9 protein-coding genes are annotated in these 11,649 nt (G+C 40.5%); 3 read left to right on the top strand and 6 right to left on the bottom strand.

The window, feature by feature from the left end; genetic code table 11:
• Positions 1-119 precede the first annotated feature (119 nt).
• From V7L29_RS26135 to V7L29_RS26125, 3 genes are all read right to left on the bottom strand, one after another.
• Positions 120-494 carry a hypothetical protein gene (locus V7L29_RS26135; RefSeq protein WP_334694130.1) on the bottom strand — a complete coding sequence of 125 codons (375 nt, stop codon included), beginning with the start codon at positions 492-494 and terminating at the stop codon, positions 120-122.
• Between the two features lie 254 nt (positions 495-748).
• The gene (locus V7L29_RS26130; RefSeq protein WP_334737264.1) at positions 749-1,705 is read right to left on the bottom strand and encodes an NAD-dependent epimerase/dehydratase family protein; all 957 of its coding nucleotides are present in this window, start codon (positions 1,703-1,705) and stop codon (positions 749-751) included.
• Between the two features lie 134 nt (positions 1,706-1,839).
• The gene (locus tag V7L29_RS26125) at positions 1,840-3,429 is read right to left on the bottom strand and encodes an aminotransferase-like domain-containing protein (protein ID WP_334737263.1); all 1,590 of its coding nucleotides are present in this window, start codon (positions 3,427-3,429) and stop codon (positions 1,840-1,842) included.
• A gap of 216 nt (positions 3,430-3,645) precedes the next feature.
• On the opposite strand from V7L29_RS26125, the gene V7L29_RS26120 reads away from it, so the two are divergent.
• On the top strand, positions 3,646-3,861 hold the full coding sequence (locus V7L29_RS26120; RefSeq protein WP_334694133.1) for a hypothetical protein: 216 nt from the start codon (positions 3,646-3,648) through the stop codon (positions 3,859-3,861).
• 70 nt (positions 3,862-3,931) lie between these two features.
• Here V7L29_RS26120 and V7L29_RS26115 read toward each other — a convergent pair whose 3' ends face one another.
• The 3 genes from V7L29_RS26115 to V7L29_RS26105 all read right to left on the bottom strand — a co-directional run bounded on the left by V7L29_RS26115 (position 3,932) and on the right by V7L29_RS26105 (position 9,113).
• Positions 3,932-5,497: a hydantoinase B/oxoprolinase family protein gene (locus tag V7L29_RS26115; protein ID WP_334737262.1), complete on the bottom strand. Its 1,566-nt coding sequence runs from the start codon at positions 5,495-5,497 to the stop codon at positions 3,932-3,934.
• A 287-nt stretch (positions 5,498-5,784) separates the two neighbouring features.
• Positions 5,785-6,672, bottom strand: a complete 888-nt coding sequence (locus V7L29_RS26110; RefSeq protein WP_334737261.1) for a class I SAM-dependent methyltransferase — start codon at positions 6,670-6,672, stop codon at positions 5,785-5,787.
• 350 nt (positions 6,673-7,022) lie between these two features.
• The gene (locus tag V7L29_RS26105) at positions 7,023-9,113 is read right to left on the bottom strand and encodes a hydantoinase/oxoprolinase family protein (protein WP_334737260.1); all 2,091 of its coding nucleotides are present in this window, start codon (positions 9,111-9,113) and stop codon (positions 7,023-7,025) included.
• A 771-nt stretch (positions 9,114-9,884) separates the two neighbouring features.
• On the opposite strand from V7L29_RS26105, the gene V7L29_RS26100 reads away from it, so the two are divergent.
• The gene (locus V7L29_RS26100; RefSeq protein ID WP_334694137.1) at positions 9,885-10,607 is read left to right on the top strand and encodes a ferritin-like domain-containing protein; all 723 of its coding nucleotides are present in this window, start codon (positions 9,885-9,887) and stop codon (positions 10,605-10,607) included.
• 19 nt (positions 10,608-10,626) lie between these two features.
• Complete coding sequence (locus V7L29_RS26095) at positions 10,627-11,418, top strand: ferritin-like domain-containing protein (RefSeq protein WP_334694138.1); 792 nt, start codon at positions 10,627-10,629, stop codon at positions 11,416-11,418.
• Positions 11,419-11,649: the final 231 nt, after the last annotated feature.

Raw genomic sequence — 11,649 nt, 5'->3', positions numbered from 1 at the left:
TGTAAATTATACAGCTATGATTACGTTCGTCGAAGACGTTGGCGCAGCCATCGCCTCCATTTTATTATGGTTATAGTTTGAAAACACGCCCTACGGGGGGTTAAAACGATCTCAAATTCTTACGAATGATTTAGGACTGCTATATAAGCAACAGATACCTCGAAGTCATGTTGAAGTACTTGAAAGTTGTGTTGAGGTACTCCAAAATCGTATTGAAGTACTTGAAAGTCGTTTTGAAGTACTTGAAAGTTGTGTTGAGGTACTCCAAAATCGTGTTGAAGTACTTGAAAGTCGTGTTGAGGTACTCCAAAGTCGTGTTGAGGTACTCCAAAGTCATGTTGAAGTACTTGAAAGTCGTGTTGAGGTACTCCAAAGTCGTGTTGAGGTACTCCGAAGTCGTGTTGGAGTACTTCAAACTTTGTCGCACCGCGATCGCTTTCATATACAGCAGATTGCAACTTAGTGAGGTACAGATTATCGTAAGGGCACAACATTGTTGTGCCCCTACCTATGTACCTCATTTACCTGAAAAACGCTGTATCTCCACAAACAAAGCGATGTCTACGACGGGCTACGCCTACGCTTGACTTTTAAAAAAGTCGCTACACCTGAACACGAACTTCCGAGACAAGAGTTCAACATTCCGAGTTCTGAGGTTTAACGATGAGGCTTGAAGGTGGAATGATGAAGTTGAAAAGCCGATTTCTGGCTCCTAACTTTTGTACAAACGCGATTAATCGCGTCTCTCTTATTTAATTTCGTTCTTGCTGCGCCAAGTTTGTACCGTTTGCCGCAAACCCTCTTTGTAACTTAAATAACGCGGTTTCCAACCAAGCTGTTGACGAATTGAGTCGCTTTTAACTGTGGTTGCCAATTTAAGTAACTCTACCTGCTGAGGTGTAATTACCACCAGAAGTGCTACAGGAGTCAGCCACATAGGAATGTGTGCAGGTTGCTTTCTACCTAAGGCAAAGGCAAAGTAATCAATGAAATCCGCAAAGGATACCGGAGTTCCATCAACGATGTTAAACACTGCGCCTGCTGTTTGCTGCTCTCCGGCTTGAACTATGGCTTGAGCAGCATCTTCAAAGTGCAGCCAGTTACCTAAGTTATTTGCAGGCCCGGCAAAATAAGGGCGTTTGAGGTTGAATGATTTTATATATAGCTTCAAGTCTTGAGATTGGGGGCCATACAGGTATCCCATCCGTAAAAGGCTAGAGGGAATCTTGCTGTTGTTCACTTGGTTTTCTGCGGCGATCGCGGCGGCAAAAATTGGGTCATCACCAGGTGCAACTAGAGGCGCAGTTTCTGTGCTATCTCTTGCATTGCCATAAAGAAAGGTATAACTGGTATTGACAAGAAACGGAGTCCCTGCATCTTCAATCGCTGTCAGTAGTGCATCAGTTGTGGCTTTTAAGGTTTTGTCAAATCCTTTCCAGTCCTGACCATCGCTTAATAATGTATTGGCAAACTGTGGCGTGAGGTTGATTACCACGTTAGCATTAGCTGTAGATAAAACATCCTTAAGTTCAGTGGCACTTGTCAAACTGACATCAGCAACTAGTCCACCCTTTGAACGTATGACCTCAGCGCCATCTTTATTTAGTGGTATTCCAGTCACCTGATGTCCACGAGCAATTAGTTGCTGCGTGGTTTCTTGTCCCAGTTCTGTATCAGCGGCTGTAACGACAAAGTTTATAGTCATATTTTTTAAAGTAGTCCTGCCTGCAAACAGCTAATGTTAATCATCTGACAGGAGATTAGCTATCTTTAAAGTTTTTTATAACGATTGCAATGCTCAGGAATACCCCCTTAAGGTTGAAATTTAGAGCGCCTTTTTCAAGTAAGCGATCGCATAACATCATTTTTCAGTTGATGTAAACTACGGGCTGATTTATCTCTAAACCTCTGTGTCTTGGTTCCTGCGTCGCTAACTGAGCGCTGGCTTCCAATACTCAGACTTCTTTGTACTACTACGCATTCTCTGGAAATATACTTTTTCAGCAACTTACCCACAATCGAGATACCTTGCTCAATCTCCTCTGAAGAGAGACAGAAAGTTAGGCGCATCGCTGGATAACCCTGCTTATCGGGGAAAAATGGCGAACCGCACGCCAGGTAGACATTTTGTGCAAAGGCTTCCTTACGAATTGTCGTGATCGGAAAATCATCTGGTAACTGTACCCAGAGAAATAATCCACCCGTGGGAACTGTCCACCGGATTTCTTCGCGAAAATAACGCTCCAAAGCTTGCAGCATAGTATTACGACTTTGAAGATTATCTGTGCGAAGTCGGCTGAGGTGACTGCGGTAATGTCCTGAGGCGAGATATTCGCTAACTATTGTTTGCGAAATACTGGATGTGTGCAAGTCATGGAGCAACTTCCGCTCAATGATTGCTTGATAATGCTTACCTGTAACTACCATATAGCCCACTCGTAAACCAGGCGTTAAAGTTTTAGAAAAGGTGCTTAAGTAAATCACCAAATTATTTTTATCTAAAGCTTTAATTGGCGCTGGTACAGCATCAAAATTTATTCCTTCATAAGCATTATCTTCTAAAATTGGACACTCATATTTTTCAGCTAATGCTAATAATTGTTGACGATGAGCTTGTGTTGTTGTTAATCCGGTTGGATTGTGAAAAGTACTAATCGTATAAATTAATTTCGGGCGGTGGCTGTGTAGATATTGCTCTAATAAATCTAAATTCATTCCCTCCGCAGTCATGGGAAGACCAATAATCTTGGCTCCTAAGTTTTCTAAAATTGAGATTGCACCATAATAGGTAGGAGCTTCGACAATCACCCAATCACCAGGTTGTACATAATAATTCATAGCTAATGACAACCCTTGCTGAGAGCCATTAGTAATAATTAAATCTTCTGGGAAAACCTCTAATCCTTGATGTACTAGCATCTGAGCAATTTGTCTGCACAGAGTTAGTTGTCCTTGAGGCATCTCGTGGGTAAAGAAAATATCAGTATCATCTTGTCTTAGCGCTCGTCTGGCAATCAGGTTGATATCTTTTGGTGGACGAGGATAACCGTAGCCAAAATTAATCATTCCTGGCTGCGTTTGCACTTGCACCAGTGGAGTATACATCTCATAAAAAGAACACTTTCCTGGTTTTGTAATTATGACATTTTGGGCTGGAGCAAATGTAGATTCTAAGTTGGTACTCTTGAGAGAAACGCTGCTGACAAAATATCCTGAACCTTGACGGGCAGAAACAATCCCATCTGCTTCTAAAACGTTATACGCTTCCAGAATTGTGAGTTTGTTAACTTGCAAACTATCTGCAAGAGAGCGGATAGAAGGGAGGCGATCGCCACTTTTGAGTGCGCCAGTTTTAATCAGACGACTGATGCGATCGCGGATCTGCAAATAAATCGGTTTGTGTGACTGTCGTTCTAATAAAATGTTCATTTTGGCGCACTCCTTAATGACTAAATAATCATCAATACTGGCAATATAAACTATTTTTACCAAGTTTACCTAGTACAGTTAAGAGATTTTTTACTATACCAGTTGGGATGGTGCTGAACTGTACTAGTTAAAATTTGTCAAAACTGTACCTTCTCAGTTGAAAATTCTTACGTGAAAGTAAAAGTAATAGTTCACTATTTAGCAGGCACTTTCACTATGAAGAAATTTCATGTTTTGTTAAAATTACAAAAATACTGGCAACATTTTGTCATATGGATGACTAGTGGTTCTGACCTGCAAGTGTGGCAGGAATCTGACTGGTATGGTCATATTTCTTGTTGGCGTGCATATGATCCAATCACAGGACGCTCGGCTTGTTTTGGTTCTGAAGAAGAAATGCGAATTTGGATTGATAAATGTTATTACAGATAAAATCTTTTGCCAAACTGCAACTAAAACTAACTAGATTTCTGGCTTTTCAATTCAGGGGAAATTACTGGTACTAGGAGGCTTTCCCAAATCCGCCTCCTCCAGGAGTTTCTATCACAAAAACATCCCCAGGTTTCATCTGTTGTGTTGCTGTGCTGTCTAAATTCTCTTCAATTCCATTCTGACGTTGTATCCAGTTACGTCCGACAATTCCGGCTTCCCCACCATTTAATCCAAAGGGAGGGACAACCCGATGACCAGAGAGAATATTAGCTGTCATAGGTTCTAAAAACCGGATGCGGCGGACAACTCCATTACCACCGGAATATTTTCCTTCTCCACCACTATCGGGACGAAGACTAAAGCTTTCTAAAAGTACAGGATAACGGGTTTCTAAAACTTCTGGATCAGTCAAGCGGGAGTTAGTCATGTGAGAATGAACACCATCAGTTCCATCAAAATCAATTCCTGCCCCAGAGCCACCGCAGATAGTTTCATAATATTGATATCGCTCATTACCAAAAGTGAAATTATTCATTGTTCCTTGAGAAGCAGCCATGACACCCAAAGCACCATATAAAGCATCAACAATGGTCTGAGAAGTTTCTACATTACCCGCTACTACTGCTGCTGGATAAATTGGATTCAACATACAGCCGACCGGTATAATAATTTCTAGAGGATTAAGACACCCGGCATTCAGAGGAATATTATCATCAACCAAAGTCCGAAAGACATATAAGACTGCTGCTTGAGTTACCGCTTTAGGAGCATTAAAATTACTATTTAGTTGCCCAGATGTGCCAGTAAAATCAATGGTAGTGCTGCGACTTTCTTGATGAATCGTAACTTTTACTTGAATTATTGCCCCATTATCCATTTCATAAATAAATGAGCCATCCTTGAGAAGATTGATAGCCTTTCTCACCGACTCTTCAGCATTAGTTTGCACAAATTTCATATAAGCTTCGACAGTCTCAAGTCCATATTGGGAAACCATTTTATGAAGTTCTTGAACTCCCCGTTCATTGGCGGCAATTTGTGCCTTAAAATCAGCTATATTTTGGTCAGGGTTACGGGCAGGATAAGTATGAGTTGAAAGGTGCTGTCTTACTGCGGGTTCTTGGAAATTGCCCTCTTCAACTAAGAGAAAATTATCAAAAATAATTCCTTCCTCTTCTACTGTGGTACTGTGGGGAGGCATTGAACCGGGAGTAATTCCACCGATATCTGCTTGGTGTCCACGAGAAGCAACAAAAAAAAGGGGAGTGGGAAATAAAGTATTTTCACGACTCTCTAGAAAAACAGGAGTAATTGCAGTTACGTCAGGAAGATGTGTTCCCCCATTATAAGGATTGTTAGATAGATACACATTCCCCGGTTTTAGAGTGTCCCATTTTTCGTTAATTAAACTACGGACACTTTCACTCATCGAGCCTAAATGTACAGGGATATGGGGGGCATTAGCAACTAATAATCCCGAAGAGTCAAAAATAGCACAGGAGAAATCTAGCCTTTCTTTGATATTCACAGATGTTGCCGTATTTTGGAGAACAATTCCCATTTGTTCGGCGATAAATTGATAGAGATTTTTGAATATTTCCAAGCGGACAGGATCAGGTTGAGATGTTGTGTACATTTTTAACTCCTTAAAAAAATTTTGTAGTAATCCCTTAACTCACATCTTGCACCTGGAAATTTTAATATCAATCCCTTGACTAAGTGTCTGTTCTCTTAGGTGTTCAATGTCTTGTAAAAGAAACAACACCACCAAATGGGGAAATATAGTTTGAAACGTAATTTCTGCAGATTGTCCCCAATCAAAGACGCAAAGCGCTAGAAAAACGGCGTCCTTTTTTTCAATGCCACACTTTTAAGTGTGGGTTTCCTGTTCCCTCTGAAAAACATCTCAGCTCAATGCCCTCACTATTCCACTGTTAATGTCCAAATATTAAAGTTCAGGGACTTATAGTTTTTGAACTCGGCTTCAGATATGTCTAATTTTTGCATTGCAGTTAGCTGATAACTTCCGTCTATTTGTGGAGAGATGCAGCTCCTAAAACCTAAGTGTGAAAAAAAGTCCACAATTTGTTGTTGATTATCAAAGCCTGTTTTGTGCACATCACGCTGCGTTGTGTCTTGGACTCCTTGCGCGATATTCTGCAATTCTGAGTGAGTTTGTAAACGTCCTTCATGCTCGGCGTTTGTTAGAAAATCAGGAGTGATCCACGCACCACCGAAGCGGGAAAGAACCGAATGAATGTTGCGTGCTGCCCTCTCCTTTTCTTCCATTGAAAGGTAATGATAAAGTCCTTCGTGGATGACGGCTACTGGATGATTTGGCTTAAAGTGACGGATGGCTGATTCAATTTCAGGAAACGAAAGAATGTTTACGGCATCAAAGAATAAATTCTTGCGCTCTCTTAGACCGTGATTAGATATAATTTTTGACAGTATTTGTTGCTTTTCTTGCATTAGCTCAGGAATATCTGTCTCCACATAAATATACTCTGGGTCTTCAGTCATAGCTAGCCCACGAAATGATAGCCCACTGGCTAACTCCAAAACCTGTGTAATGCCCTCTTTCTTTATCGCGCTGATAATACTTTTATAACGTATCTCAGCAGCAAGAGCTGCCCATTTCAAAAATTCTGGTGTGAGGTTCGTTCCTTGTGAGAAATTTTTTAAAACATCTTCTGCACGTATCAGTGTAGCAACATCCCTGCTAAAGGGAATATCTGAAAATTGCCGGAAATAAGCCACCAACTTGGCAGTCGGGCTAATCTTACTATGATCAGGACTAGTCGTTTTCACTGATTTACTCCTATTGTTGTTAGCTCAGAGGATATTGTCTATGGTAAAGAGATTGTACTCTAAATACTAACCTTATTGTCTTTCATAACTAGCGAATTGGCTTATTTGTAAATAGTGTGTTTGTACTGCATTAATTTCTGTCTCTTTTTTGCTATTACTGATGTTTTTTCACTGGTGCGATATCTGAGTTAAGCACTTTTTTAAACACTTCAGTGTTTACTACTAGCTATCACTATCTACTTGGGCAGGAGCGAAATATGCAAGATTTCGCTTATTGTAGAGAATCCGGCGCGGGTGTAAATTCGCATTTCCTGTAGCGAGGGTGAGTATTTTCGAGAACAACAGCCGATTTATAAACGTTCTAAAATTAGATGGTTCTGTTGAGTTAATCTTACTTGCCAATTAGGTTCCACTACAATTGTGCTAACTTTTTCAACAACGATCGCAGCCCCATTAATCCTATCTTCTGGTTGTAAATCTTCCCGCCGATAAACAGGAGTATCATACCATCTATCAGTACTAAACATTCTTACTATCTCAACAGATACAGGAGCTTCATCTAAAGGGCGAGTCCGAATAATTAAAGGTTCTTCCGGAGTCTCCATCTTCTGAATTACTTCCACTGAGGCAGATTCAACAATTAAGGTTTTCTCTAATTGAATGAAACCATAACGAGATTTATGTTCAGCCTCAAATTCTTGTCGCATCACTGCTACTTCATCAGCAAAATTAACGGTCAATGTAGAGTTAGTACCCTCATATTTTAAGTTGACTTTGCAGACTATTTCTGCTTGGATATTATCTTCATTGATTTCACTTCTAGCTTGAGTTTCTAAATATTCTATTAACTGGTGTAATTGAGGAATTAATGTTTGAGTTAGAGGCTGTTCTACTCCCCCTTCTTTAATCGCCTGTACATCAGCTAATCCCATTCCATAAGCAGACAGAACACCAGCATAAGGGTGAAGAAATATTTTTTTCATTCCCAAGGTATTAGCAATTAAACAAGCAACTTGCCCGCCTGCACCGCCAAAACAACAAAGTACATATTGGCTGACATCATAACCCCGTTGCAGACTGATTTTTTTAATCGCGTTCGCCATATTTTCCACTGCGATCGCCATAAATCCAGCAGCTACTTGTTCAGGAGTACAATGATTTAATGTAGCGGCTTGAATGTCTTGGGCTAATTGTGTAAATTGCTGAATAACAATATCTTTATCTAAAGGTAAATTGCCATCAATTCCAAAAACCGAGGGAAAATATTGCGGGTGGATTTTGCCTAACATCACATTGGCATCAGTAACCGCTAATTGCCCCCCACGTCGGTAACAAGCAGGGCCAGGATTTGAACCAGCAGATTTAGGGCCGACACGATAACTAGAACCATCAAAAAAGAGAATTGAACCGCCTCCAGCCGCAATGGTGTTAATTGCTAATACAGGAACTCGCATCCGCGCCCCAGCAATTTCCGAATCTAGTTGTCGTTCATACTCTCCTTTAAAGTGGGCGACATCTGTACTTGTCCCTCCCATATCAAAGGTAATAACTAACTCGAAACCTGCCCTTTTACTAGTTTGAACTGCGCCGACAATACCCCCAGCCGGGCCACTCAAAATACTATCTTTGCCTTGAAATTGTTGGGCTGCGACTAAACCCCCGTCAGATTTCATGAACATTAATTTGACTTTAGGTAACTGACTCGCTACTTGGTTGACATAGCGACGGAGAATAGGAGTTAAATAAGCATCTACTACTGTTGTATCTCCTCGGCTGACTAATTTCATTAACGGACTAACTTGATGGGATATAAATATTTGAGTAAAGCCGATTTCTTGCGCGATTTTGGCTATTTGTTGTTCGTGATCGGGATAGCGATCGCTGTGCATAAAAACAATAGCACAACTCCTAATTCCTGTGTTGTAAACTGCTTGTAAGTCATTTTTTGCTATTTCAATATTTATGGCGATTAATTCATTGCCATGAGCATCGTAACGTTCGTCAATCTCAATCACCTGCTCATAAAGCATGGTTGGTAAAACGATATGACGGGCAAAAATATTAGGACGGTTTTGGTAGCCAATTCGCAGCGCATCTTTAAAGCCTTTGGTAATCAGAAGAACAACTCTGTCTCCTTTCCTTTCTAACAGTGCATTTGTTGCTACTGTCGTCCCCATTTTTACCACCTCTATTGCTTCATCAGGAATGGGTTCGTTGCCAGAAATACCCATAATATCCCGAATACCTTGAATGGCTGCATCTTGATATTGTTCGGGATTTTCTGAAAGTAGTTTGTAAACTATAATCCATTGCTGATTAGGCAAAGTCACAATTAAAAAACGTTCTGGATGTTTTGAGAGTCTGTCTATAATTGCCTGATTATTAGTAACAACAACAATATCTGTGAATGTACCACCCCTGTCAGCAAAAATCTTCAACATTATTCTGTTTCCTCAACGCTATACAGGTAGCATAACAATGGGATTTGGAGTATTTATACTTAAGGTGTGGAATATTCGATATAGTCAATATCATCATCTGACATCGATTCAAAAGCGTAAATCCAGCTACCATCTCAATTAATAAGACTTGTGCTTAACAAGGGGCAAAAGGCTTAAGCCCTTTGTTAAAGGTAAAGGTAGGTTTGGATAAAGGTAGGTTTGTTACCTTTTATTAGATTTGGTTGATCAATATACCTACCTTCAATTAACATCCTATGCATAAAGACGTGGTTGAGGTGTTGTATCAGTTGGGAATAAGTCAAAAGACCGTTGTTGTGGTTGGTCAATTAACTCAGATATCACTTTCTTAGACTTTGGAAAAAATAGTGCAATCGCAGCAAAATAGCTGTTTTCATTGAAAATATAGCTATCTAACTTTGGGGGATTTATACCTCGGTTAGGGGCTTTTAGCAATAAATAAGCAATAAATTTACCGGAGTTAAAACTAGTATTGCAGCAGTCCCTGAATCCTCTTTTGGGCTGGGTATATTAACGCCGGGTTTTTTATCTACAGCTGCTCTGTTGAGAAAGAAAAAAAGCAACAAAGCGTAAGTTAACAATATTTCTAATAATAAACTGAGCGTAAATGTCGCTTGGGTGTTGATTTCTGCCCTGCTACGGATAGGCGCAGTAATTAATAGAGATGTGTGTATTATTTTTAACTACTAACGAGTAGGTAAATAAAGACTGACTTTTTTAGGAGACAACAACATGAATAGGAAGTTATCTTCCACCTCACGACGTGCCTTATTAAAATGGGGCCTTTGTAGTTTTGGTGCAGCAGCCCTAACGATATTACCTAAGAAGCTAACAGCACACACTCTTAGCTCAACCAAAACTCTGACATTTAATGCTAATGATGTTGGCATCCTTAACTTTGCTCTCTTATTAGAGGAGCTGGAAGCAGCATTCTATTTATTTGCTCTTAGTTCTGGCAAAATTAAAGACAAAAAAGAGTATGACTATCTCCAAGCCATAGGCTCTCATGAAGCCTCGCATGTAACTTTTCTCCGCCAGGTGCTAGGTGCAAATGCGAAATTTAAAACGAAAGACCTCAGCTTTAATCTAGCTGGGTTAAATGCTGTTCTCAAAGACCGCGACACCATCTTGAATACAGCTGTGTCCTTGGAAGACACGGGTGTTCATGCTTATAATGGTGCGGGAACTAGCCTGAAAAACCCCACATACTTGCTTGCTGCTGGTTCTATTGTGTCTGTAGAAGCACGTCATACAGCAGGTGTACGTGCTCTTTTAAATCGACCCACCACTGAGTTAGATACAGAGCGTGCAGTGAATGATGCTAACCTAGTTCCCGCACTAAATCCAGTCAAGGGAAAGGCTTACGACGAGTTATACACGCCTAAACAGATTGTGGCGATTGTTAGCTCTCTGAATATATTGAACAACCCAATCAATGGCGCTCTCGTCGCCTAACTTAAGGAGTTACTCGAAGATGAAAACTTTTTTAGATTTGGCGACACAAATAGTTGCAAATCTCAGTACTTCCAGTGGACTATTCCGCTCTCTGGTAGCAAGAGTTTGGGGGATAGTTCTTATCCTACCTCTAATCATATTTCTGTCTGTGTTGTTAATTCCAGCAACACCAGTCTATGCTCAGGGGACAGTGCTGAAGCCAAAAGAAGTTGTTGAATATGCCCTAACGTTGGAAAAACTGGAAGCTGATTTTTATCGCCGTGCAATTACTGCAACCCAAAGTGGCGGATTGAGCAGTCTCCCAAAAGTAGCCAAAAAGGCCCTCATCTCTTATGGAAAGGATGAAGCTCAACACGTTACTGACCTATCAGCTGTATTGAAATCTTTAGGAGGTAACCCAGATGGAATTACTATCCCAGCTAATCCCAACTACGATGCAATACTTCAACGCAACCCATTTGCTAAACCGAAAGACTTTTTACTTGCCCTACAGTTTGTTGAAGACACAGGAGTAGCAGCTTATAAGGGACAGGTACAAAACTTGCTTGCTGCGGGCCCATCTGGCAAAACGGTGCTAGCCGCCGCTCTAGCAATCCACAGTGTAGAAGCCCGACATGCTGCTGGAATACGATACCTGCGGCAGACTTTTTACGGTGTAGACGTGCGACCGTGGATTAGAAATGTAAGTGAAGTAATCTACAACGAGGATCGTTTTGGTAGTCCAATTCCGTTCGCTAGTGAAGCTTTCGATGGCTTTGCCACAAAGGATGAAGTCTTAGCGCTAGTGAGTCCGATATTAACTGAGAAGTAAATATCATTGCGTGCATTTATTGATTGTGATTTAATTGAGGCATAGCCATGAGTATTTACCCAACAATACTTTGTCGTTGATATTACTATGCGTTGGGTATCTGGTGGCTATCTTTTTTTTCTGCGTCCTAAGGAAAGCGTAATTAATAGGCTTTACTGACAATTTTATTAAGATCATTGACAATTATAATCCGCAAGGCTATTTGATTAGGTGTATTATTTAAAGTAAAAA

Origin of the sequence: Nostoc sp. (assembly GCF_036916575.1) — a bacterium.
GTDB lineage: Bacteria > Cyanobacteriota > Cyanobacteriia > Cyanobacteriales > Nostocaceae > Nostoc.
Note: the sequence above shows the minus strand (reverse complement) of the source record. Positions and strands in the feature narration are given on the sequence as shown.

What these genes read in the sequence shown, in the direction of transcription:
- V7L29_RS26135 (WP_334694130.1), bottom strand. Translation starts at nt 494, where the DNA reads ATGTTGTGCCCTTACGATAATCTGTACCTCACTAAGTTGCAATCTGCT.
- V7L29_RS26130 (WP_334737264.1), bottom strand. Translation starts at nt 1,705, where the DNA reads ATGACTATAAACTTTGTCGTTACAGCCGCTGATACAGAACTGGGACAA.
- V7L29_RS26125 (WP_334737263.1), bottom strand. Translation starts at nt 3,429, where the DNA reads ATGAACATTTTATTAGAACGACAGTCACACAAACCGATTTATTTGCAG.
- V7L29_RS26120 (WP_334694133.1), top strand. Translation starts at nt 3,646, where the DNA reads ATGAAGAAATTTCATGTTTTGTTAAAATTACAAAAATACTGGCAACAT.
- V7L29_RS26115 (WP_334737262.1), bottom strand. Translation starts at nt 5,497, where the DNA reads ATGTACACAACATCTCAACCTGATCCTGTCCGCTTGGAAATATTCAAA.
- V7L29_RS26105 (WP_334737260.1), bottom strand. Translation starts at nt 9,113, where the DNA reads ATGTTGAAGATTTTTGCTGACAGGGGTGGTACATTCACAGATATTGTT.
- V7L29_RS26100 (WP_334694137.1), top strand. Translation starts at nt 9,885, where the DNA reads ATGAATAGGAAGTTATCTTCCACCTCACGACGTGCCTTATTAAAATGG.
- V7L29_RS26095 (WP_334694138.1), top strand. Translation starts at nt 10,627, where the DNA reads ATGAAAACTTTTTTAGATTTGGCGACACAAATAGTTGCAAATCTCAGT.